General features: G+C 68.7%; 24 protein-coding genes. 13 read left to right on the forward strand and 11 right to left on the reverse strand.

Annotated elements, in window-relative coordinates:
- On the reverse strand, positions 1-987 hold the full coding sequence (gene dapD, locus AU187_RS15740; protein WP_172800270.1) for a 2,3,4,5-tetrahydropyridine-2,6-dicarboxylate N-succinyltransferase: 987 nt from the start codon (positions 985-987) through the stop codon (positions 1-3).
- Here dapD and dapE point away from each other — a divergent pair.
- The 4 genes from dapE (at position 970) to AU187_RS15760 (ending at position 5,701) form a co-directional block, all read left to right on the forward strand.
- Positions 970-2,034: a succinyl-diaminopimelate desuccinylase gene (gene dapE / locus AU187_RS15745; RefSeq protein ID WP_059097882.1), complete on the forward strand. Its 1,065-nt coding sequence runs from the start codon at positions 970-972 to the stop codon at positions 2,032-2,034. The genes dapD and dapE overlap by 18 nt on opposite strands.
- A gap of 113 nt (positions 2,035-2,147) precedes the next feature.
- Positions 2,148-3,755 carry an ABC-F family ATP-binding cassette domain-containing protein gene (locus AU187_RS15750; RefSeq protein WP_059097881.1) on the forward strand — a complete coding sequence of 536 codons (1,608 nt, stop codon included), beginning with the start codon at positions 2,148-2,150 and terminating at the stop codon, positions 3,753-3,755.
- A gap of 104 nt (positions 3,756-3,859) precedes the next feature.
- On the forward strand, positions 3,860-4,987 hold the full coding sequence (locus tag AU187_RS15755) for a hypothetical protein (RefSeq protein ID WP_059097880.1): 1,128 nt from the start codon (positions 3,860-3,862) through the stop codon (positions 4,985-4,987).
- Positions 4,988-4,999: 12 nt separating this feature from the next.
- A complete protein-coding gene (locus tag AU187_RS15760) occupies positions 5,000-5,701 on the forward strand; it encodes a PE domain-containing protein (RefSeq protein ID WP_059097879.1) in 702 nt (233 codons plus the stop codon).
- Between the two features lie 23 nt (positions 5,702-5,724).
- Here the strand turns inward: AU187_RS15760 and AU187_RS15765 are convergent, their stop codons facing one another.
- Both AU187_RS15765 and AU187_RS15770 read right to left on the reverse strand, forming a co-directional pair.
- Positions 5,725-6,510, reverse strand: coding sequence for an ESX-1 secretion-associated protein (locus AU187_RS15765; RefSeq protein WP_059156972.1), 786 nt, complete (start codon positions 6,508-6,510; stop codon positions 5,725-5,727).
- A 58-nt stretch (positions 6,511-6,568) separates the two neighbouring features.
- The gene (locus tag AU187_RS15770; RefSeq protein WP_059166913.1) at positions 6,569-8,659 is read right to left on the reverse strand and encodes an AAA family ATPase; all 2,091 of its coding nucleotides are present in this window, start codon (positions 8,657-8,659) and stop codon (positions 6,569-6,571) included.
- A gap of 140 nt (positions 8,660-8,799) precedes the next feature.
- On the opposite strand from AU187_RS15770, the gene log reads away from it, so the two are divergent.
- The 7 genes from log to AU187_RS15805 all read left to right on the forward strand — a co-directional run bounded on the left by log (position 8,800) and on the right by AU187_RS15805 (position 14,427).
- A complete protein-coding gene (gene log / locus AU187_RS15775) occupies positions 8,800-9,372 on the forward strand; it encodes a cytokinin riboside 5'-monophosphate phosphoribohydrolase (RefSeq protein WP_059098392.1) in 573 nt (190 codons plus the stop codon).
- Between the two features lie 37 nt (positions 9,373-9,409).
- Positions 9,410-11,191 carry a long-chain-acyl-CoA synthetase FadD6 gene (fadD6, locus tag AU187_RS15780; RefSeq protein ID WP_059097876.1) on the forward strand — a complete coding sequence of 594 codons (1,782 nt, stop codon included), beginning with the start codon at positions 9,410-9,412 and terminating at the stop codon, positions 11,189-11,191.
- Positions 11,192-11,313: 122 nt separating this feature from the next.
- A complete protein-coding gene (folP, locus tag AU187_RS15785) occupies positions 11,314-12,138 on the forward strand; it encodes a dihydropteroate synthase (RefSeq protein ID WP_231740245.1) in 825 nt (274 codons plus the stop codon).
- Positions 12,135-13,085, forward strand: a complete 951-nt coding sequence (locus tag AU187_RS15790) for a glucosyl-3-phosphoglycerate synthase (protein ID WP_059097874.1) — start codon at positions 12,135-12,137, stop codon at positions 13,083-13,085. Before folP ends, AU187_RS15790 begins: the two co-directional genes overlap by 4 nt.
- Positions 13,086-13,125: 40 nt before the next feature.
- Complete coding sequence (locus tag AU187_RS15795) at positions 13,126-13,485, forward strand: DivIVA domain-containing protein (RefSeq protein ID WP_059097873.1); 360 nt, start codon at positions 13,126-13,128, stop codon at positions 13,483-13,485.
- A complete protein-coding gene (locus AU187_RS15800) occupies positions 13,482-14,147 on the forward strand; it encodes a DNA-3-methyladenine glycosylase I (RefSeq protein WP_059097872.1) in 666 nt (221 codons plus the stop codon). The genes AU187_RS15795 and AU187_RS15800 overlap by 4 nt, the downstream gene beginning before the upstream one ends.
- Positions 14,148-14,259: 112 nt before the next feature.
- Complete coding sequence (locus AU187_RS15805; protein WP_005059648.1) at positions 14,260-14,427, forward strand: DUF3117 domain-containing protein; 168 nt, start codon at positions 14,260-14,262, stop codon at positions 14,425-14,427.
- On the opposite strand, the gene glgA is transcribed toward AU187_RS15805, so the two are convergent.
- On the reverse strand, positions 14,417-15,598 hold the full coding sequence (glgA, locus tag AU187_RS15810) for a glycogen synthase (protein ID WP_059097870.1): 1,182 nt from the start codon (positions 15,596-15,598) through the stop codon (positions 14,417-14,419). The genes AU187_RS15805 and glgA overlap by 11 nt on opposite strands.
- A gap of 116 nt (positions 15,599-15,714) precedes the next feature.
- On the opposite strand from glgA, the gene glgC reads away from it, so the two are divergent.
- Together glgC and AU187_RS15820 are read left to right on the forward strand one after the other, a co-directional pair.
- A complete protein-coding gene (gene glgC, locus AU187_RS15815) occupies positions 15,715-16,929 on the forward strand; it encodes a glucose-1-phosphate adenylyltransferase (protein WP_059097869.1) in 1,215 nt (404 codons plus the stop codon).
- Positions 16,930-17,077: 148 nt separating this feature from the next.
- The gene (locus AU187_RS15820; RefSeq protein ID WP_059098391.1) at positions 17,078-17,326 is read left to right on the forward strand and encodes a hypothetical protein; all 249 of its coding nucleotides are present in this window, start codon (positions 17,078-17,080) and stop codon (positions 17,324-17,326) included.
- 6 nt (positions 17,327-17,332) lie between these two features.
- Here AU187_RS15820 and AU187_RS15825 read toward each other — a convergent pair whose 3' ends face one another.
- From AU187_RS15825 to AU187_RS15855, 7 genes are all read right to left on the reverse strand, one after another.
- Entirely contained in the window at positions 17,333-17,917 is a 585-nt protein-coding gene (locus tag AU187_RS15825; protein ID WP_059097868.1) for a DUF4126 domain-containing protein, read from the reverse strand.
- 51 nt (positions 17,918-17,968) lie between these two features.
- Positions 17,969-18,643 (reverse strand): methyltransferase family protein, encoded by a 675-nt coding sequence (locus tag AU187_RS15830; protein WP_059098390.1) that lies wholly within the window; start codon positions 18,641-18,643, stop codon positions 17,969-17,971.
- A 2-nt stretch (positions 18,644-18,645) separates the two neighbouring features.
- On the reverse strand, positions 18,646-19,320 hold the full coding sequence (locus AU187_RS15835; protein ID WP_059097867.1) for a methyltransferase family protein: 675 nt from the start codon (positions 19,318-19,320) through the stop codon (positions 18,646-18,648).
- 15 nt (positions 19,321-19,335) lie between these two features.
- The gene (locus AU187_RS15840; protein WP_059097866.1) at positions 19,336-20,952 is read right to left on the reverse strand and encodes an ABC transporter permease; all 1,617 of its coding nucleotides are present in this window, start codon (positions 20,950-20,952) and stop codon (positions 19,336-19,338) included.
- Complete coding sequence (locus AU187_RS15845; RefSeq protein ID WP_059097865.1) at positions 20,949-21,887, reverse strand: ABC transporter ATP-binding protein; 939 nt, start codon at positions 21,885-21,887, stop codon at positions 20,949-20,951. Before AU187_RS15845 ends, AU187_RS15840 begins: the two co-directional genes overlap by 4 nt.
- Positions 21,850-22,545, reverse strand: coding sequence for a TetR/AcrR family transcriptional regulator (locus AU187_RS15850; protein ID WP_059097864.1), 696 nt, complete (start codon positions 22,543-22,545; stop codon positions 21,850-21,852). Before AU187_RS15850 ends, AU187_RS15845 begins: the two co-directional genes overlap by 38 nt.
- A 116-nt stretch (positions 22,546-22,661) precedes the next feature.
- The gene (locus AU187_RS15855) at positions 22,662-23,321 is read right to left on the reverse strand and encodes an O-methyltransferase (protein WP_059097863.1); all 660 of its coding nucleotides are present in this window, start codon (positions 23,319-23,321) and stop codon (positions 22,662-22,664) included.
- Positions 23,322-23,384: the final 63 nt, after the last annotated feature.

The following is a 23,384-nucleotide window of genomic DNA, read 5'->3' on the forward strand; positions in this document are numbered from 1 at the left end:
TCAGTTCTGGTGTAGGGCTTCGTTCAGCGTGATACCGGTGCCGTCGCGCTTGACCACCTCGACGGCACCCGACAGCGAATTACGCCGGAACAACAGGTTGTTGGCCCCCGACAACTCTCGCGCCTTGACCGTCTGACCGTCGGCGGTCAGCACCTTGGTGCCCGCCGTGACGTAGAGACCGGCCTCGACCACACAGTCGTCACCGAGCGAAATGCCAAGTCCCGCATTGGCCCCGAGCAGGCAGCGCTCGCCGACGGAGATCACCTCGGTGCCGCCGCCCGACAGGGTGCCCATGATCGACGCGCCGCCGCCGACGTCGGACCCGTCTCCGACGACGACGCCCGCCGAGATCCGCCCCTCGACCATCGAGCTGCCCAGCGTGCCGGCGTTGAAGTTGACGAACCCCTCGTGCATGACGGTCGTGCCTGCCGCGAGGTGGGCCCCGAGCCGCACCCGGTCGGCGTCGGCCACCCGCACCCCGGCCGGCAACACGTAGTCGACCATCCGCGGGAACTTGTCGACGCCGTAGACGGTCACTGGACCGCGCTTGCGCAGACGTGCCCGCACGGTCTCGAAGCCGTCGACCGCGCAGGGACCGTGGTTGGTCCACACCACGTTGGTCAGCACACCGAAGAAACCGTCGGCGTTCAGGCCGTGCGGCGCGACCAGCCGGTGCGACAGCAGATGCAGCCGTAGATAGGCGTCGTAGGCGTCGGTGGCCTTGTCGTCCAGCGACCCGACGACGGTGCGAACCACGACGACGTCGACCCCGCGGTCCTCATCCGGACCTGTCAGCTCGGCGAGCTCGGGCGGGACCTCGGCGACCGAGAGCCGAGTCGTGCCCGACGGGCCGTCGGCGCCGAGTTCGGGTGCTGGGAACCATGTGTCGAGGACCGATCCGTCGGCGGCGATGGTCGCCAGCCCGATACCTGCAGCAGAAGTCACACGGGTAAGACTAACGTCGAGCCCGTGAGCCTCGACCTGCACGGTGACCCGGTCGCATTGACCGCCGCGCTGGTGGACATCCCCAGCGAATCTCGCCACGAGAAGCGCATCGCCGACGAGGTCGAAGCCGCGCTGCGCGAGCAGACCTCCCTCGAGGTCGTCCGCAACGCCGACGCCGTACTGGCCCGCACCAACCTGGGCTTGCCGTCGCGGGTGTTACTCGCCGGCCACCTCGACACGGTGCCCGCCGCCGACAACCTGCCGAGTCGCCTCGTCGACGGCGAACTGCACGGCTGCGGTACCTCGGACATGAAGTCCGGCGACGCGGTGTTCCTGCATCTGGCCGCCACCGTCACGGCACCGAAGCACGACATCACGCTGGTGATGTATGACTGCGAGGAGATCGAGGCGTCCGCCAACGGCCTGGGGCGCATCGAGCGCGAACTGCCCGAATGGTTGCAGGCCGACGTCGCGATCCTCGGCGAGCCGTCGGGCGGCTACATCGAGGCCGGTTGCCAGGGGACGCTGCGCGTTGTGGTCAGCGCGACGGGCACCCGCGCGCACTCCGCGCGATCCTGGTTGGGGGACAACGCGATCCACAAACTCGGTGCTGTTCTGGACCGGCTCGCGTCATATCAGGCCCGCAGCATCGAGATCGACGGCTGCACCTACCGCGAAGGGCTGTCGGCGGTGCGCATCGACGGCGGCATCGCCGGCAATGTGATCCCCGATGCCGCGTCCGTCACGGTCAACTTCCGGTTCGCTCCGAACCGCAACGTCGTCGACGCGCTGCAACACGTACACGAGGTGCTCGGCGGGCTCGACGTGCAGATCGAGCTGACCGACTCGGCGGCCGGCGCGCTGCCCGGGTTGACCAAGCCCGCCGCCGCGGCGCTGGTGGCCGCCGCCGGAGGACAGGTGCGCGCCAAGTACGGGTGGACCGACGTGTCGCGGTTCGCCGCGCTCGGTATCCCGGCGGTCAACTACGGGCCCGGCGACCCCAACCTCGCGCACCGCGCCGACGAACGTGTCGAGGTCGAGAAGATCACCGCGGCGACGGACATGTTGCGCCGGTACTTAACCGCTTGACCGCACACCTACCCTGAAGACATGTGAGTTGACGACGTCTGCCGGGACTCTCCCGGCTCGAGCCGTCCCAATTGTTCGTGCGATCCCGTGCGCTCAACGAAGAGATCTCTCACATGCCTTCCATCGTCTGTTCCAACCTGTCTTTCGCATGGCCCGACGACACGCCGCTGTTCGACGAGCTGTCCTTCACCGTCGGCGAGGGCCGCACAGGCCTGGTCGCCCCGAACGGCGCGGGCAAGAGCGCGCTGCTCAAGCTCATCGCCGGTGAGCTCACTCCCAAAGCCGGCGCCGTCACGGTCGACGGCACCCTGGGCTACCTGCCCCAGTCGCTGCCGTACGACGGCCAGCGGACCGTCGCCGAGGTGCTCGACATCGCCTCCGTCGTCGAGGCGTTGAACGCGCTGGCCGACGGACGCACCGACGCCGACCTGTTCACCGCGATCGGCGACGACTGGGATGTCGAGGAACGCGCGCGGGCGCAGCTGGATCGGCTCGGGCTCGACCATGTTTCGCTCGACCGGCGGCTCGGCACGTTGTCCGGTGGCGAGGCCGTCGCGATCGGGCTCGCCGGCCGGCTGCTCAGCCGGCCCGACGTGTTGCTGCTCGATGAGCCGACGAACAACCTCGACGTCGACGCTAGAGAACGGCTCTACGACGCGCTCGACGCCTTCAGCGGCTGCCTGCTGTTGGTCAGCCATGACCGGATACTGCTTGACCGAATGGACCGCATCGCCGAACTACATCGGGGTGAAATCAACTTCTACGGCGGAAATTTCACGATGTACACCGAGTCGGTGAGCGAACAGCAACGCGTCGCCGAGAGCAACGTGCGCAGCGCCGAACAACACCTCAAACGCGAGAAGCGCGAACTGCAGCAGGCCCGGGAGCGGGCGGCCCGGCGAGCCGGAACCGCAGCGCGCAAGGTCAAGGACGCCGGCCTGCCGAAAATCGTTGCCGGAGCACGCAAGCGGCGGGCACAGGAGTCGGCCGGCCGCATCGACGCGGTCAACGCCGCGCGGGTCGGCGATGCCAGATCTCGGCTCGAGGACGCCGAGCGCGCGGTGCGTGACGACGACGCCCTGGTCCTCGATCTGCCCGACACCGACGTGCCCGCGGGGCGTGTTGTGCTCAGCGCCAACGGGCTACGTGCCCGCGCCGGCAGGCGGGTGCTGCTCGCGGACGTCGACCTGTCGGTCCGCGGTCCCGAACGGATCGCGCTGACCGGGCGCAACGGGACGGGCAAGTCGACGCTGCTACGCCTGCTCAGTGGCGACCTGAAACCCGACGACGGCACGGTGCAGCGGGCCGACGGCCGGACGGCATACCTGTCCCAGCGGCTCGACCTGCTGGATCCGCGCGCCACGGTCGCCGAGAGTCTGGCCGCGTATGCGCCGAGCCTCTCGCACACCCGTCGGATGCACCTGCTCGCGCAGTTCCTGTTTCAGGGTGATCGGATCCACCTGCCGGTGAGTGCGCTGTCCGGCGGCGAGCGACTGCGCGCGACGCTGGCCTGCGTGCTCTACGCCGAACCGGCGCCACAACTGCTGCTGCTCGATGAGCCGACCAACAACCTCGACCTGGTCAGCGTCGCGCAACTCCAGTCGGCGCTGAACGCGTACCGGGGCGCGTTCATCGTCGTCAGCCACGACGAGCGATTCCTCGCCGACATCGGGGTGCGACGCCGACTGCGGTTGTCCGACGGCGGTCTCCAGGAGACCTGACGCTCCCTGACCGGGGCATGGACGCTGGCGAATCAGCGCATCGAGTGGGGTCGAGGGCACGGTAAATTTGACGCCCGAAGCGTGTCACGAAAGGGGGTCGCGTCATGGGAATCGCTCCGGATTCCAGTCCGTACGGCTCGCAGACCGTGACCGGGCCCGGCTGGCCGAACGTCGACGAGGAGATGCTGGCAGCGGCGGCGGCGTCGTATGAGGCGCTGGCCGCCAAGATCAGCGGCAACGTGGTGCCGCAACAGCAGGGCCAGTTGATGCAGCTGTCCGACTCGTGGGAGGGCGTCGCGTCGATGGCCGCGGCGGGGGAGGCCACCACCATCATCGGCGGCCACGAGGCCAACGCCGCGCACGCGGCCGGGATCGCTGCCAAGCTGCGCGCGATGGAGGCCACCGTCGTCAAGACGAAGATGCTGGCAAACACGATCGCGCAGGAAGTCCAGCACGAGTGCGAGGCCATCGCGGCGATGCCGTTCAGCAATACCCAAGAGCTGGTGCAGAGCCGCATCAAGATGGGGTTGTCGCAGAACATCGCCAACGTGACGACCAACACGACCGAACTCGCCGGCACCCTCGGCGTGCCGCCGAGCATCCCGTTCTTCGGCGCCCCGCCCGTGCCGGGCGGCAAGGAAGCCCAGGACAGCGGTGAGGAAGCCGCGAAACAGGCCGGCGACGGCTCGCAGCAGGCGATGCAGATGATGAGCCAGATGGGGTCGATGGCCGCGCAGCTGCCCATGCAGATCGGCCAGTCGCTGATGCAGCTGCCCCAGCAGATGGGCCAGCAGCTCCAGCAGCTCTCGCAGCCGTTGCAGCAACTGACGTCGATGTTCGGCCAAGGCGGCAAGGCCGACGCGCTCGGCGCCGCCGGGCTGCCGTTCTCGTCGTTCTCCAACCATCCGCTGGCCGGCGGATCGGGTGCGGGCGGCGGTTCGGGCATGGTGCGAGCGGCATCGCTTCCGGGTTCCGGTGGCGCGCCGCTGCAGACGCCGCAGATGGCGAATCTGGTCGGCAGCAAGCCCGTCAGCACGGCTCCCGCCGCGGAAGGCGCCACGGCCGGCTCCGCTGTGGTCGCCGGCGCCGCCCCGATGGCCGCGGGCGGCGGGATGGGCGGAATGGCCCCGATGATGGGTCAGCGCGGTGACAGCGGGGGCACCGTGGCGGGCCTGTCCGTGCCCGCCCCGCTCGAGCATGACCTCGACGAAGACGACGATGACGACTGGTGACGAGGAGCACGCATGAGCACGCTGAGAAAGCCCGAGGGCATCAGCTGGAACGCCGCGGCGGTCGAACTGCCGGAGATCCCGATGATTCCCGCCGGGCAGGATGCGATGAGCGCGACCATCTCGGCCGTGTTGCCGACGCTGGCCGCCGAGCTGACGGCCAACGTCGCAGCGCTGTCTGCGAAGGAGAACACGTTCTCCGGCAAGGTGGGCGCCGCGCAGGCCGCGTATCAGAACGCCGAAGACGCCGGTTCGCAGTCGGTCGGCCAGCTCGTGGGAATGCTCGGCCAGGTCGGCCAGCAGGCCGGTCAGATGGGGCAGATGGCGGGGGCGCCGGCGCAGGCGCTCGGCGGCCAGACCGGAATCTTCGGATCGCTGATGCAGCAGGCCATGCAGGGCGCTCAAGCGGCGGGTGGCCAGACCGCAGGCGGTCAGGGGGCCGCCGGTGCGGGCTCGGGCGGCACGCCAGCCGGTCCGGCGGGCGCAACCGCGCAGCAAGCGCGCGACGACGCCCAGTGGCGAGGCGAAACACCCAGCGAGGCAAGGGAACCCGAACCGCATGAGCGCGATGAACCTGACGAGCGCCAACCGCTGCAGCACGCCGACGATCGTCCATGGGCCGGCGCGTCAGGACCCGAGGGCAGTGCAGCTGGCCCGGCGCCAGTGACCCCGCCGGAGCCCGGACGCGGCGACGACGCGATCGCCCGCAACGTCTAGCGGGCGTCAGAACTCAGCGCCGGCTAACTAGTCGCCTGCGGGCGCGTCTGCGCCGGCTGTGGCCGCTGCGGCTCGGCCGGTACATCCGGCGTCCGACCGCTCGCCGCCGCACCCGCATCGGCCCGCTCGACCGGCTGGCCCTCGACCGCGCGCTCGGTTTGCGGCGCCCGATCCTGCCGCGGGGCCTCCTCAGCGCCGCCGGCGTCCTGCGTGCGGTCGGCCTCGTCGTACGCCTCACGGGGCGCCTTGTCGTCGGCCGTCGACCCAGCGGCGCCTTGCACGGCCTGCATGACCTGCTGCGGGACCTGCACCAGCCCCTGCGCGAGGCCGGCCAGCGACGCCGTCAGCCCGCCGAGCGCCTGACCTACTTGCTGGCCGACCTGGCCGGCCAGCTGACCGGCCATCTGATCGCCGCCCGCCGGGCTTCCGGTGGCTGCCGCCGGGCCGCCCGCGCCCACAGGGCCGCTGGTACCGCCGGGCGTGCCCTGTTGTGACTCGAGGGCATCGGCGGCAGCGCGCAACTTGTCGGCGCCCGCCTGGTCGCCCTCGTCGTACATCCGAGCGGCCTCACGCAGCAGCTCGGAGAGCGTCTCGCCCGAGCGGGCGGTGGCCTGCACGGTGTCGCGGCGGGTGCCGAGTGCGCTCGTGAGCGCGGCGCCCACGGCGGCGGCGATCGTGCCATGGCTGGCCTGCACGCCGGCCGCTTCACTGGCATCGGCGTCGACCATCTGTGACAGGTCCGTCGCGACCCGGTCGTGGATCTGGGCGTAGGACCGCACCCCATCGGTCTGCACGTTCAACTGGCTCATCTGCACCTCCGTCGAAGTGAAAGTCTAGGGCCGCGACCGAACCGTCTCCGACGCCAATTCAGCGGTGCTCAGCGCTCTGCGCGGCCGCGTCGGCCGAGGCGCTGTGCCACCCGGCCGCCGCGTAACTCTGCGACACCTCGACCAGCGAGGCTGCATCACGCGCGGCGAGCGCCCGGCCGTGTGCCAGCGCCAAACGCCCGGTCGCGCAATCGCATTCGGCGCTGATGCGCCCGATCGCGTCGACGGCGCGCACGTCGCCCAGCCGCACCGCGTCGAGCAGGGCGCGCAACGCGACCGCCGTCTGCCCGCCCCGTTCCGCGCTGCGCACCGCGTCGCGGGCGGCGTCGACGGCGCCGTGCCGGTCGCGTCGCGCCGACATCGTCCACGCCCGCGCCACGGCCAGCTCCGGAGCGAACAACATCGACTTGAGGCCGTGTCGAGATTCTGCGCGCGCCAACGCTTTTCCGGCCTCGACGCCCGCGCCGAGCTGGCCGAGCGCCTGGGCCAGCAGCATCCAGGCCAATGCACCCCATGAATAGCCGGTCGGCGACAGGGCGGAGGCCGCGCGACGCAGCAGCCGCACCGCCTCGTCGAGTTCGCCCTTGGCGATCAGCACGTCGGCCACCAACACCTCGCCGATCGCCCGGCCGGGTTGCTGCAGCTGCGCGAAGTCGGTGAGCCGCTGGGCGAGCTGCTGCGCCCGGTCGAGTTGCCCGGCCATCACCAACGCCGTCGTCTGGCCGAACCCACTGGTGAACCGCAGCAGCCCCGGGTGTCCGGCGGCGATCGCACGGTCGGCCAATGCGTCGACCTCGGTGAAGCGGCCCGTCCGCGCCGAACTCAACGCCGCGGCAGCCGCGGCCCAACCGACCGCGGTGTCGTCGGCCGCCGGCGATCCCAGCACCTCCTCGGCGAGTTCCACGGCCCGCGACACACTGCCCGCGTTCATCGCGAACGTCGCCGACAACGCGTCCAGCGTGGTGCGGGCGGCCGGCGACGACACCCGATTACGCGTCGCACGCAGGAACGCGGTCGCCCGTTCCGGCTCGGACAGCATCCAGAACTGGTTCGCCGCGCGCGGCAGCGCCCATGCCATCAACTCGTGCTCCGAGAGCGCGGCGCTGTCCACCTCCGCGAGCACCGCGTCGGTGTCACGGCCGCGGCCCTGCCAGGCCAGCGAATAGCCCAGCGTCAGCCGGGTCGGCAGAACCGGTGCGCGATGCAGCGCGGCGCGGGCGAGCCGTTCACTGAGCGTCAGATCGCCGAGCCGCAGCGCCTCTGCGGCCGCCGCGGCCACCTCGGCGGGCTCCTGCGGGCTGTCGCTGTCGAGCGCCAGCACCGCGCGGCGCAGCCGGTCGACCGCGGTGTCGTCGGGCCGCGCCGCGAGCCGGTCGACGAGCTCACCGCGCAACCGCCGCAACTCCGGGCCACCCAGATCGTCGCGCACCGCGTCGGCGAACAGCGGATGTGCCGGACGCACCCAGCCGTAGTCGACGACCACTGCGCCACAAGCCGATGCGCCCTCGACGGCGTCGCGTCCGGCCAGGGCTTCGAGTTCGGCGAGGGCGAGCGGGTCGTCGACCGCGAGGTACTCCAGCACGCGGTGCGCGGCGGTGGGCAGGGCCGCGACGAACTCCCCGACGCGAGTGGCCAGCCGGCTGTCGTCGTGCCCCGGCGGCTCGAGCTCGATGCGCTCGACGAGGCCGTCCTCCCACAACGCCGAGACTCCTTCGGCCATCACGCCGTTGGGCGCCACCGTCACGATCAACGTGGCGGCGGCACCGACTGCCAGCTGATACACCAGCGCCGCCGAGAGCGGGTCGAGCAGATGGGCGTCGTCGAGCACCAGCAAGGGGCCGTCACCGAGAGATTCACGCGCACACCGCAACACGTCGGCGGTCTTGCCGGTTTCGGGGATCTCGATGAGGTGGCTGACCGCTGCGAACGGCACTGCGGCCATCGGCCTGGTCGCGGTCACCCAGTCGACGCGCGGATACCCGGCGCCGAACCGGTCCACGGCCGCGCGCGCCAGCGTCGTCTTGCCCACGCCGGCAGGCCCGATCAGCACCGCACCGGAACGCTTGCGCAGCCCGGCTTCGATCGAGTCGAGTGCCGGTCCGGGCGGCGAGGTGACCCACTCAATCGGCACCGCCGGAGTCTATGGCTAAATCGATCGCCGCACTCCTGAACGCGGCCGGGGCCGCTTGATCGTCGTCCGGCTGGTTCGATTACCGCACTCCTCAGCGCGGCCCGGGGGCCGCTTGATCGTCGTGCGGCTAGGTTGTGCTCGTGTCCGGCGAACCTGACCGTCAATGGGCGGTGTGCGTCTACTGTGCGTCGGGGCCGGCGCACCCCGAACTCCTCGCACTGGCCGAGGAGGTGGGTGTGGCGATCGCCGAGCGGGGCTGGAGCCTGGTCTCCGGCGGCGGAAACGTCTCGGCGATGGGGGCGCTCGCCGTCGCGGCCCGGTCCCGCGGAGGACACACCGTCGGCGTCATTCCCAAAGCGCTGGTGCATCGGGAGGTCGCTGACGTGGACGCCGACGAACTCGTCGTCACGGACACGATGCGTGAGCGCAAGCAGGTCATGGAAGGCCGATCGGACGCGTTCATCGCGCTGCCCGGCGGCATCGGCACCCTCGAGGAGTTCTTCGAAGCCTGGACAGCGGGCTATCTGGGTATGCATGAAAAACCCGTCGTGCTGCTCGATCCAATCGGGCATTACGACGGCCTGTTGGCCTGGTTGCACGGGTTGCTCGACAGCGGCTACGTCGCCAAGGAGGCGCTGGACCGGCTGGTCGTCGTGACCGATATCGAGTCGGCCATGGCGGCGTGCGCGCCGCGGCATGACCTGGGTCACTAGGGTGTGCGACAAACGAAGAGCGGAGGGACGGACGCACATGACCGAGAAGTCGGGGACCGGCAGCAGCGTCGGGTTGCTGGACATCGCCGCCAGGATGCCGGGCCTGATCGTGGACGTGCCGACCATCCTGCGCGGCGTGGTCACCGGCTTCGGCGCACGGCCGTCGGCCAAGACGTCGATCGGCAGGGTGTTCCAGGAGCGCGCTGCCCATTACGCCGACAAGGTCTTCCTGAAGTTCGGCGACGAGCAGATCACCTACCGCGAGGCCAACGAGACTGCCAACCGCTATGCCGCGGTGCTGGCCGCCCGCGGCGTCGGGCACGGCGACGTCGTCGGCATCATGCTGCGCAACTCACCCGAATCCGTGCTGTTGATGCTCGCTGCCGTCAAGTGCGGGGCGATCGCCGGCATGCTCAACTACCACCAGCGCGGTGAGGTACTCCAGCACAGCCTCGGGCTGCTGGAGGCGAAGGCCGTGGTCGCCGACACCGATTTCGTCGAGCCGATCACCGAGTCCGGCGCGGACACCTCGGGCCTGATCACCGTCGACGAGCTGAAGCGCCTGGCCGCCACCGCGCCCACCGGCAACCCGCCCACCACCGCGGCGGTGCTGGCCAAGGACAAGGCCTTCTACATCTTCACGTCGGGCACCACCGGCATGCCCAAGGCCAGCGTGATGACCCACTACCGCTGGCTGCGCGCACTGGCCGGATTCGGCGGCCTCGGCATGCGGCTGACCAGCAAGGACACCCTGTACTGCTGCCTGCCGCTGTACCACAACAACGCGCTGACGGTCGCGCTGTCGTCGGTGCTGAACTCGGGTGCCACGCTGGCATTGGGCAAGTCGTTCTCGGCGTCGAAGTTCTGGGACGAGGTCATCCGCTACGACGCCACCGCGTTCGTCTACATCGGCGAGATCTGCTCCTATCTGCTCAGCCAGCCGGAAAAGGACACCGACCGGGCGCACAAGGTCCGGGTGATCTGCGGCAACGGATTGCGCCCGGCGATCTGGGACGAGTTCACCGAGCGGTTCGGCATCGAGCGGGTGTGCGAGTTCTACGGCGCCAGCGAGGGCAACACCGCGTTCGTCAACGTGTTCAACGTTCCGAAGTCGACCGGCATCTGCCCGACGCCCGTGGCTTTCGTGGAGTACGACCAGGAGACCGGTGATCCGCTGCGCGACGACAAGGGCCGCGTCAAGAAGGTGCGCAACGGTGAGGCGGGGCTGCTGCTGTCCAAGGTGAGCAACTTCCAGCCGTTCGACGGCTACACCGACAAGAAGGAGACGGAAAAGAAGTTGGTGCGCAACGCCTTTCGTGACGGCGACGTCTGGTTCAACACCGGCGACCTGATGCGCTCGCAGGGGTTCGGGCATGCGTCGTTCACCGACCGGCTCGGCGACACTTTCCGCTGGAAGGGCGAGAACGTGGCCACCACCGAGGTGGAGTCGGCGATCTCGGCCGACCCGCAGGTCGAGGAGTGCACGGTGTTCGGCGTCGAGGTGGAAGGCACCGGCGGCCGGGCGGGCATGGCGGCGATCCAGCTCAAGGAGGGCCAGGAATTCGACGGCAAGGCGCTGGCCAAGGCCGCCTACGACAAGCTGCCCGGGTATGCGGTGCCGCTGTTCGTTCGGGTGGTCGAGGAGCTGGCGCACACGTCGACGTTCAAGAGCCAGAAGGTCGACCTCCGCAAGGAGGGTTACAACGTCGAGGAGATCGACGACCCGATCTACGTGCTGTCCGGCCGCGACGAGGGCTACGTCGAGTTCTACGACGCATACCCCAAAGAGGTCGCCGACGGAAAGAAGCCCAAGAACTAGCGATTCGTGGAGCCGCAGCGGCGGTGAGCGCCGCAAAAACTCCACAAATCGCACGGCCGTAGCCTGGAAACGTGGAGTCAAGGTTCCTCGGGCGACCCGTCGCCGGCGACCGGGCGCTGATCATGGCGATCGTGAACCGGACGCCGGACTCGTTCTACGACCGCGGCGCCGCGTTCACCGACGAGGCAGCCAAGGCCGCCGCGCACCGGGTGATCGAGGAGGGCGCCGACGTCATCGACGTCGGCGGGGTCAAGGCGGGTCCGGGCGGGCTCGTCGACGCCGACGAAGAGGTCGCCCGCGTCGTCCCGTTCATCGAATGGCTGCGCGGCACCTATCCCGACCAGCTGATCAGCGTCGACACCTGGCGCTCGGCGGTCGCCAAACAAGCCTGTGCGGCCGGTGCAGACCTGATCAACGACACCTGGGCCGGCCACGACCCGGCGTTACCCGAGGTCGCCGCGGAATTCGGCGCCGGCCTGGTGTGCTCGCACACCGGCGGCGCCCAACCGCGGACGAGGCCTTTCCGGGTCAACTACGGGATCTCCGAACGCGGCGTCGTCGACGACGTGATCACCGAGGTGACCGCCGCGGCCGAACGAGCGGTGGCCGCCGGGGTGGCGCGCGACGCGGTGCTGATCGATCCGACCCACGATTTCGGCAAGAACACTTACCACGGTCTTATTTTGTTGCGCCATGTGAAAGAGCTTGTAAAAACTGGATGGCCGGTCCTGATGGCGCTGAGCAACAAGGATTTCGTCGGGGAGACTCTGGGTGTGGGTTTGACCGAACGCCTGGAGGGCACCCTTGCAGCCACCGCCCTGGCGGCCGCAGACGGAGCCGCGATGTTCCGGGTGCACGAGGTCGCACCGACTCGGCGCGTACTGGAGATGGTCGCGTCGATCCAGGGCGGACGGCCGCCGACGCGCACGGTGAGGGGACTGGCATGACACTCACTCCGGAACTGCCCGGCGCCGCGGTCCGTACTGGACAGTGGCTGGCCGACCGTAGCTGGAACCGGCCGGCGTGGAGCATCGCCGAACTCGAAGCCGCCAAGAACGGCCGCACCATCTCGGTGGTGTTGCCGGCGTTGAACGAGGAGGAGACCGTCGGCAGCGTCGTCGAAAGCATCGCGCCGTTGATGGGCGGGCTGGTCGACGAGCTGATCGTGCTCGATTCGGGATCGACCGACGATACCGAGATCCGCGCGCTGGCCGCCGGGGCCCGGGTGGTCAGCCGGGAAGTCGCGCTGCCCGAGGTGGCCCCGCAGCCCGGAAAGGGCGAGGTGCTGTGGCGTTCACTGGCCGCGACCACCGGCGACATCGTGGTGTTCGTCGACTCCGACCTGATCGACCCCGACCCGATGTTCGTGCCCAAGCTCGTCGGCCCGCTGCTCACCGCCGACGGGGTGCACCTGGTCAAGGGCTTCTACCGCAGGCCGCTCAAGGTCAGCGGCAGCCAGGACGCCAACGGTGGCGGGCGCGTCACCGAGCTGGTGGCCCGGCCGCTGCTCGCCTCGCTGCGCCCCGAGCTCAGCTGCATCCTGCAACCCCTGGGCGGTGAGTACGCCGGCACCCGTGAGCTGTTGACGTCCGTACCGTTCGCGCCGGGGTACGGCGTGGAGATCGGCCTGCTCATCGACGCCTACGACCGTCTCGGGCTGGATGGAATCGCGCAGGTCAACCTCGGCGTGCGGACGCACCGCAACCGGTCGCTCACCGAGCTGGCCACGATGAGCAGGCAGGTCATCGCGACGCTGTTGTCCCGCTGCGGCGTGCCCGACTCCGGCGTCGGGCTCACGCAGTTCTTCGCCGACGGCGACGACTACACGCCGCGGACCTCGCCGGTGTCGCTCACCGACCGCCCGCCGATGGCGACGCTGCGCCCGCGCGGGTAGTCGGCCGCTTTTGTCGCACGCCTGAGGCAGTATCGACAGCGTGACCCTGGTTCTGCTGTATCTGGTCGTGCTGGTGCTGATCGCTGTGGTGTTGTTCGCCGTGGGCAGCGTGCTGTTCGGCCGCGGTGAACCGCTGCCGCCCCTGCCGCGCGACACCACCGCCACGGTGTTGCCCGCCTCGGGTGTGACGGGCGCCGACGTCGACGCGGTCAAGTTCACCCAGACGCTGCGCGGCTACAAGACCAGCGAGGTGGACTGGGTGCTCGACCGGTTGGGCCAGGAGCTCGACCAGCTTCGTGGCCAGCTCGCCACGCTGCGGGCGACCCACGGCATCGATGACGACGAGCCCGTCGAGGGTGGCGCGCACGCGCTGCCATCTGAGGAAGGGGCGGAATCATGACCGCCGCGACGGAGCTCGCCGCCGCATCCGACGGTCGCATCCGGTGCGCCTGGATCGACGAATCACGGCTCGCGCCCGCCGATTTCGTGCTCTATCGCGACTATCACGACACCGAGTGGGGGCGACCGCTGCGCGACTCGGCCGCCCTGTTCGAACGGGTCAGCCTCGAAGCGTTCCAGAGCGGGCTGTCGTGGCTGGTGATCCTGCGCAAGCGGGAGAACTTCCGGCGCGCCTTTCACGGCTTCGACGTCGAGCGCATCGCCCGCTATACCGAACGCGACATCGCGCGGTTGATGGCCGACGCCGGGATCGTGCGCAACCGCGCAAAGATCGAGGCCACCATCGCCAACGCGCGGGCCGCCGCCGCCCTCGCCGATGCCGGGGTCGAGCTCGCCGAGTTGTTGTGGTCGTTCGCGCCGCCGCCCCGGGCGCGGCCCGCCGGCGTCGCCGACGTTCCGGCGGTCACCCCGGAGTCGACCGCGATGGCCAAGGAACTGAAGCGTCGCGGGTTCCGCTTCGTCGGGCCGACGACCGCCTACGCCTTGATGCAGGCCACCGGAATGGTCGACGACCACACTGCCGACTGCTGGGTGCCGGCGACGTCGCCGCCGTCTCCGAAGACGGCCATAGCCGGGTCTTTGCACACCGAACACCGCCGATAGGGAACAATAGGGGCGTTCAGTAGCAGTTCAGTGCCGGGAGCTGTCAAACGGGTGGGCAGACTCGGCCCCGACCGAGCCCGCAGTGGGCCGGCTCATGTGGAGGGAGCACTCGATGGCGGCGATGAAGCCCCGGACCGGCGACGGTCCACTGGAAGCAACCAAGGAGGGGCGCGGCATCGTGATGCGGGTACCACTGGAAGGCGGCGGGCGACTGGTCGTCGAGCTCACTCCCGACGAAGCCGCCGCGCTCGGGGACGAGCTTAAGAACGTCACAAGCTAGTGAGTTCGCTGTCGGACACCTTGCGGTAGATCTCCAGCGTCTGCTCGGCGATGTGCGCCCAGGAGAACTCGTCGATGCAACGCTGCCGCCCGGCCCTGCCGTACTGTCGCGCCTTCTGCGGGTCGGCCACCAGCTCGTTGACCGTCGCGGCCAACCGGCTCTCGTAACCCGTCGGGTCCAGCGGGTCATAGTGCACCAGCCGCCCGGTGTTCCCGTCGGCCACCACCTCCGGAATACCGCCGACATCGGAGGCCACCACCGCGGTCGCGCACGCCATCGCTTCGAGGTTCACGATGCCCAACGGCTCATAGACCGAAGGGCATACGAAAACTGTTGCTGCGGTTAGTATTTCGCGAATCTTCACGATCGGAAGCATCTCGCGCACCCAGTAGACGCCAGCGCGGGCCCGCGAGAGTTGGGCAACAGCCGCGGTCACCTCGGCAGCGATCTCGGGGGTGTCGGGCGCTCCTGCGCACAACACCAGTTGGATGTCGGGGGCGAAATCGTGTGCCGCAGCGATGAGATGCGCGACGCCCTTCTGTCTGGTGATCCGCCCGACGAAGGCCGCGATCGGGCGCGTGGGGTCGACCCCGAGCTCGGCCAGCACCGACTCGCCCGGTTCCGGCGGCGCGGGATACCAGACCTCGGTATCGATTCCGTTGCGCACCACATGGACCCGGTTCGGATCCAGTGCGGGATAGGTACGCAACACATCGTCGCGCATGCCGGAGCTGACTGCGATCACTGCGTCGGCGGCCTCAACGGCCGTCTTCTCCACCCACGACGACACCCGATAGCCGCCCCCGAGCTGTTCGGCCTTCCACGGCCGCATCGGCTCCAGCGAATGGGCGGTCAGCACGTGCGGGATGCCGTAGAGCAAGCCGGCGAGATGTCCTGCCAGCCCGGTGTACCAGGTGTGCGAATGCACGACGTGCGCCTGGGCCGCGGCGTTGACCATGTTCAGGTCCGCCGAGAGCATGGTCAACGCGGCGTTGGCGCCCAGCAGCGCCGGGTCGGGTTGCGCAACGATCGCGTCGGGGCGCGGGGCGCCCATGCAGTGCACGTCGACCTCGCAGAGGTGGCGCAGCTGAGCGACCAACTCGGTGACGTGCACCCCCGCGCCGCCGTAAACCTCGGGTGGATACTCCCGGGTCATCATCGCCACCCGCATGGTCCTAGACGATAGTTACGGGGGCGGGCCACCGCAGGCTTGTGCCGAGCCCGCGAGTGACTGACTCAGCGCACCAATGCCTGGCCCCGGACACAACCGGCCGATAGGTTTGAGGGATGAGGGAATTGCCACACGTGCTGGGCATCGTCCTGGCCGGCGGTGAGGGCAAGCGGCTCTACCCGTTGACCGCGGATCGGGCCAAGCCCGCTGTTCCCTTCGGCGGCGCCTACCGGCTCATCGATTTCGTGCTGTCGAATCTGGTCAACGCGCGATATCTGCGCATCTGCGTGCTGACGCAATACAAGTCGCATTCGCTCGACCGGCACATCTCGCAGAATTGGCGGCTTTCGGGGCTCGCCGGCGAATACATCACGCCCGTGCCCGCTCAGCAGCGGCTCGGGCCGCGGTGGTACACCGGCTCCGCCGACGCGATTTATCAGTCGCTGAACCTCATCTACGACGAGGACCCGGACTACATCGTGGTGTTCGGCGCCGACCACGTCTACCGCATGGACCCCGAGCAGATGGTCCAGTTCCACATCGAGAGCGGCGCGGGCGCGACGGTCGCGGGTATCCGGGTGCCTCGCGCGGAGGCCACCGCGTTCGGCTGCATCGACTCCGACGAGTCCGGGCGCATCCGCGGATTCATCGAGAAGCCGGCCGACCCGCCGGGCACGCCCGACGATCCCGAGCAGACGTTCGTGTCGATGGGCAACTACATCTTCACCACCAAGGTGCTCATCGACGCGATCCGCGCCGACGCCGACGACGACCACTCGGACCACGACATGGGCGGCGACATCATCCCGCGTCTGGTCGCCGATGGGATGGCGGCGGTGTACGACTTCAGCAACAACGAGGTGCCCGGCGCGACCGAACGCGATCATGGCTACTGGCGCGACGTCGGAACCCTTGACGCGTTCTACGACGCACACATGGACCTGGTGTCGGTGCACCCGGTGTTCAACCTCTACAACAAGCGCTGGCCCATCCGCGGCGAGTCGGAGATGCTCGCGCCGGCGAAGTTCGTCAACGGCGGCTCCGCGCAGGAGTCGGTGGTGGGCGCGGGCAGCATCGTTTCGGCGGCGTCCGTGCGTAATTCGGTGTTGTCGTCGAACGTCGTCGTCGATGACGGAGCGATCGTCGAAGGCAGCGTGATCATGCCCGGCGCCCGGATCGGCCGTGGCGCGGTGGTGCGCCACGCGATCCTCGACAAGAACGTCGTCGTCGGCCCGGGCGAAATGGTCGGGGTGGATCTGGACAAGGATCGCGAACGGTTCGCGATCAGCGCCGGGGGAGTGGTCGCGGTCGGCAAGGGCGTCTGGATCTAGCCCCTAGGCCCCTAACCGCCGCCTGCCAGGCAACCCCTACGACGCAGCAACAGCCTTGGGTCTCGGCCCCGTTATGCGCTATGCGGTTGTGTTTCACCCTGGTTCGATCACCACGGCCAACGAGGCCACGAACACAGGAGACAGCACGATGAGACGCACCAGCATTACGGCCGCCATCGCCGCCGGCGCCATCGCCGTCGGCGCGCTGATGAGCACGACCGCCCCGGCCGCGCACGCCGAGAAGCTCTCGGACAAGACCATCAAGAGCGAATGCAAGGCCGCCGGCGGGTCCTACACAAAAAGGGGGACGGTGTCCACCTGCGCCTACAAGGACATCAGCGGCAACAGCTACATCGACATCTTCTCCGGCGGCCATTACGTCACCACGCTCACATAAGCGAAATCAACTTGCTGCGGTGTTGCGCCGTCGTCGCCGCACCAGCCGGACCGCCGCCCACACGAGCAGCGCCACGGCCACCAACACCAGCACCGGCAGCACGATTGCCAGAAAGACCAGGCCGACGCTCACGCCGTCCTCGACGGTACTGAGCACCGGCGCGGCGGCACCCGCTGTCGCGACGTTGGCGGCGGGTCGCACCGCGGATTTCGTCAGCGACACGACCAGGGCCACGACGACCCCGATTGCCACCGGTATCCACTGCCCGGACTGCGCGAACGCGCCGGGGTCGGCGACCGCCGAGGTCTGTGCGGCGGTGCCGGATCCGAACACGATGCCGCCCGCCGTCGGTCGCACGAAGGTCTGGATGGCGTCGTTGACACTGTCGAGGGCCGGGATCTTGTCGGCGACGATCTCGATCACCAGCAACACCGCGACGATCGCCATCACCCAGCCGTTCTCGAGCCAGGCCCAGCCACTCGGCAGCGTGACGAGGTCGGTGAACCGGGACAGCAGGCCGAGCGCCAGCAGCGGGATGTAGGCGTTGAGTCCCGCGGCTGTCGCCAGTCCCAGCCCGGTCAGCAGTTCCACAGCGGCATTATGAGCCGGTGCTTCCGCTTGCGCCGGGCGGACCACCAAACTTCACCAGACGTAGGGCACCAAACGGTAGCGCACCTTCTGCATGTACTCGCGGTAGCCGGCCAGGTCTCGTTTGAGTAGAGCCTCCTCGTCGCCGATTCGAAGTACGAGGATCGCGAGGCCGACGGGGACGAACACCAAACCCCACCAGGAGCCCAGCGCGAGCGGCACGCCGGCCATCAGGATCACATTGCCGAAGTACATCGGGTGCCGGACGAATCCATACCAGCCGGTGGATGACAGCTGTTGACCCGACTCGACGGTGACATTTGCTGCGGCATAACCATTCTGAATGGTCACCAGCATCGCGATGGTGAGCCCGCTTGCGACGAGGACAAGTCCGGCCACCGAAACGACGGCGGGCACCGACGACCATCCGAAGCGGAAGTCCAGCGCGCTCACCGCGATCATGGCGGCCATCGAGATGAAGGCGATGGCGATGATGAGTTTCTGCAGGGGTCGTGTCTCAGCTTGCGGGCCCGCTTGCATACGACGGCGCAGCGCCTCCGGATTCCGTTTTGCCAGATAGCCGCTCGGTATCAGGGTGGCCGTGGCGAACACCGCAATGAACGCCCAACCGCGCCAGTAGTCGAACGTACCCGCAGGGCCGAACACCAGGAGGCCGAACACGATGAAGCCGGCAAGAGACGTAACTATTGCCTGGACAGTGGTTTTCATCGTCACCACACCCCCGGCACCAGGCGGTAGTGCACTTTCTCGGTGTACTCGCTGTACCCGTGGAGTTCCTCTCGCAACGCCTTCTCCTCGTCGATGATGCGGGCTGCGAAGACGAGGGCGCCCGGAATCACCATGAGCAAGCTCCAGTACGAGCCCAGGGCAAGTGGCATGCCCAACGTCATGATCAGCGCCCCGGCGTACATCGGATGCCGCACAACGCCGTACAGACCCGTCGACACGACCGGTTGCTCATCCTCGACGGTGATCGTCGCTGCGGCATAGTTGTTCTGGATCACCACCAGCTCGGACAAGCCCAGGCCCGCCAATACCAGTACGTTGCCGATCACGACAACCGCAGTCGGCACCGTCGACCAACCGAAGCGATAGTCAAGGGCACTGAGGACCCCGACGGCGACAACCGACACGATGATGCCGACCGTGATCAGCTTTTGCGCCGGCCGGGTCTCCGCCCAGGGCCCTGATGTCATGCGACGCTGTAAGGCTTCGGGATACTTCACCGCCAGGTACACGGTCGGCACCATGGTGCCGACGAGGAAAACGGCGATGAAAACCCATGCCTGCCAATAGTCGAACGTCCCTGCGGGCAAGAACAGCACCACACCCATGAACAGGATTGCCCCGAGCGTCGACGCCAGTAGTTGAAGAGCGACCTTCACGGTTCCTCCTAGTCCTCAGACCACGTCGCGCCGGCGGTACAACGCGCCCGCGATCAACATCAGGGCCCCTGCGACGACGACCATCACGGCCAGCGCGGTGACCGGGTAGTCCATCGGCGCGGTGGTGCGCCCGACCGGCGAGAGGTCGATCAGCCACTGCGGCAAGCGCAACAGCGCTCCGAGATACAGCGAGACGACGACGAACGCCACCGCCAGCCAGCCGATCCAGGGTCGCCGCACTGCGACGGCGAGGGCGGCGATCCCTGCCATCACCGCCATGGCGGGCACGAAGGCCAACCCGGCCAGGGTCAGCCGCAGCACGGTGGCCGGTTCACCGACCGTGATGCCCGCGCCCAGCCCGTTGCCGAGACCGGCGGCCACCATCAGCACGGTCGAGCCCAGCAGCGCCGAGCCGACGGCCGTCGACAGCCAGTGCCACCGCGACACCGAGCCGGCCAACACCGCCTCGCCGAACCCTTTGACCTCGTCTGCGTACACCCGCAGCACCGCGCCGACGACGTACGCGCTCGCCGCCGCCGCGAGGAACTGCGTCATGGTGGTGTGGACGCTGTCGGTGCCCTGCTGGGCGATGACCCGCTGGATCATCTCGTTGTTTTCCGCCGCGTCGAGCAGCGACTTCGTCATCGACCCGAATGCAAGTCCGCCCAGGAACAGTCCGATCGTCCAGCCGACGGTCTGGCCGCGTTGCAGCGTCAGGTGCAGGGCCAGCACGCCCGTGATCGGACGGGCGTCGGGGCGCTCGCCGGTGGACGGCAGGGTGCCGTCGTCGTACTGGCGTCTGCTCTCCAGCACGGCGGTCAGCGCCATCAGGGCCACGGTCAATGCGACCAGTAGGGCGAACGGCCACCACCGCAGATCGACGAAGGAGCGCATCTGTTGCGCCCATGCAACCGGGGAGAACCAACTCAGCACGCTGCCCGAGTTGTCGATGACGTCACCGATGCCGCGCACCAGGGCAGCGACCGCCAGCGTCGCCATCGCTGCGCCGGTCGCGGTGCGCGCTTGTCGCCACAGCTGTGCGGTGACGGCAGCCACCGCGCCGAACACCATGGCCACCCCGGTGACACCGAGGCACATCGCCGCGGTGTCGACGAGCCCAAAGCCGGTGGCCGCCATCGCCAGAGTCATCGTCACCGCCAGCACGGCGTTGACCGCGCCGACGAGGATCAGCGCGGCTGCGGTGCGGGCGTACCGGCCGACGACCGACGACAACACCAACTCCGCTGCGCCGCTTTCCTCCTCGGCGCGCGTATGACGAATGACGGTGAGAATGGCGAGAATCGACGTCGCGACGATCAACGTCAGCATCAGCTCGTTGGCCATCATCGCGCCGAGGTCGGTCTCGTTGCTGCCGAACATCGGCCCGCCCATCATGATCCCTGCGGGCGTCTTCATCAGGTCGACCCGGGCCAGGCGTTGCGCCTCTTCGGGGTAGGCCAGCTTTATCGCGCCCGGCGCGTAAACCATCAGCGACGTCAGCACCGCTATCCAGACACCGAGCCGGACCCGGTCGCGGTGCAACGCGAGTCGCAGCAGCTTGGCGGTTCCGGTCCACGCGCCGCTTGCCGTGCCGTGCCGCGTCGTGGTCGGTGCGTCGACCGTGGCAGTCATCGATCGACCCCCTGATACTCACGCAGGAACAAGTCCTCCAGCGAGGCCGGCGTGACCGTCAGGTCGATGATCCCCAGATCGCTGACGAAGGCCATCGCGTGGTCGAGGTCGTTGCGGTCGACCGAGAAGACGTAATGGCCGTCCCTGACCGCGAAGTCGTGGACGAAGGGTGCGCCGCGCAGCCGCTGGCCGTCGTGGCGGGTGCGCAAAGTCACGGTCGTGCGCATCAGGTGGCGCAGCTCGTCGAGGGCGCCGGCCCGCACTGTGCGCCCTGCGCGGATGATCGTCACGCTGTCACAGAGCTTTTCGACCTCGGCCAGGATGTGGCTGGACAGCAGCACCGCGGCACCGCGGTCGGCGACTTCACCGACACACTGTTGAAATGCCTTCTCCATCAACGGGTCCAGGCCGGATGTCGGCTCGTCGAGAATGTAGAGTTCGGCGTTGGTCGAGAACGCGGCGACGATGGCGACCTTCTGCCGGTTGCCCTTGGAGTAGGTGCGCGCCTTCTTGTGCGGGTCGAGTTCGAAGCGGTCGATCAGCTGATCCCGGCGGGTCGTGTCGACTCCGTTGCCGCGGAGGCGGACCAGAAAGTCGATCGCTTGCAGGCCGGTCAGGTTGGGCCACAGCGTCACATCGCCGGGGACATAGGCGATACGGCGATGCAACTCCACCGCGTCGTGCCACGGATCGCCGCCGAGCAGCCGCACCGCGCCCCGGTCTGCCCGCAGCAGTCCGAGCAGCACGCGGATCGTGGTCGACTTGCCCGCGCCGTTCGGTCCGAGAAACCCGGTGATCTGACCCGGTGCGACGGTCAGATCCAACCCGTCGAGCGCCTTGGTTCGGCCGAACGATTTTGACAAGCCGCGGATTTCGACTGCCGGACCACCGCCGGCGTCAACCCGCTGCAGGGGCTTGGCTGGTTGAGCCGTCATCGCCGTCTCCTTCTCGGGGTGTGCTGAACGGGATACCTTTTTTGCGCTGCTCGAGGAACGCGTCGTACATCTTCGAGTCCGTCATCAGCCCTTCGGTGTAGAGCTCGAGCGCGGGCAGCATCATCTCCTCGCCGTAGTCGCGAAGCACCTCGCGCAGATCGGTGGAGGGGTGCAGTTGCAGATACAGCAGGAAGCTGCCGCCGCTCGACATCGACAGGAAGCGGGCTCTGGCCCGGGGGTCACGGCTCGGCTTGAGCAGACCGGAGCGCACGCCCTCATCCAGGTACTGCTCCGCGTTGCCGATCATCTGTTGCCAGAAGGTGTTCGAGAGCTCGCTGCCCGACTGCATGCTGCGCACCAGATACGCCATCAGCGGCGCGTACGACTCGATCTCGGACATCTGCGCGAGCCAGGTCGCCGGATCGCCGCTCTGCAGCGACTCCGACTTGGCCTCGCGGATCACTTCAGCGACGTAGTCGTCACAGGCCTTGCGCAGGCGTTGCTTGGAGCCGAAGTGGTGAATGACCAGCGCGGCCGACACCCCGGCGGCCTCGGCGACCGCCCGCAGTCCGACGTTGAACCCCTGCTCGCCCCACTGCTCGATCGCGGCGTCGCGGATCCTCGCCACCGCCGTTCGGTCGTTCGAAGCTGAACGCATGTTCAGTAGATTAAACGCGCGTTCAGCCAGCGGTCAAGGGGGTGGCGCCATCAGCCGCAGATTGCCCAAGAAGCACCCCGAAAAGGGGCAGGTCACGTGTGCTCGGCGAGGAGTGCTCAGTCGCGGGCGGCCGCGAGCAGGCCGTCGCCCAGCGGCACCAGCACCGGGGTGAGCCGCTCGTCCTCGGCGATCAGCCGAGCAGCCTCCCGCACCGCCATGACCTCGGCATCGTTGGCCGTGGCGTCACCGGCGCGCCCGCCCAGCGCCGCGCGGTGCAGGACGATCGCCCCGCCCGGGCGCAGCAACCGGACGCCTTCGGCGACGAACTGCGGCTGGTCCACCGGATCGGCGTCGACGAACACCAGGTCGTAGGACTCGTCGGCGAGGCGGGTCAACACCTCCTGGGCGCGGCCGCTGATCAACCGGCTTCGTCCCGGCCCGATACCGGCTTCAGTGAACGCCTGCTTGGCGATGCGCTGGTGTTCGGGTTCGACATCGATTGTGGTCAGCACGCCGTCCTCGCGCATGCCCGACAGCAGCCACAGGCCGCTGACCCCTGCGCCGGTGCCGACCTCGACGACGGCCCTGGCGGCGGTCAACTTGGCGAACACGCACAGCAACGCGCCCACCGCGGGGGACACGGCGCCCGCCCCGATGTCGAGGGCGCGTTCCCGGGCGGCAGCGACGATGGCGTCCTCTGAGATGGACTGCTCGGCATGAGAGACGATGGCGTCGGCACGGCTGTGCGGTCCGATGACGTCGTCGGTGCCGGCCATTCCCGCAGCGTAGCCAACCGGCGTCGGCCAGCATCGCGACACGCCCGTTGCCGAACGCCGGAT

Origin of the sequence: Mycobacterium sp. IS-1556, assembly GCF_001499985.1 — a bacterium.
Lineage (GTDB): Bacteria > Actinomycetota > Actinomycetes > Mycobacteriales > Mycobacteriaceae > Mycobacterium.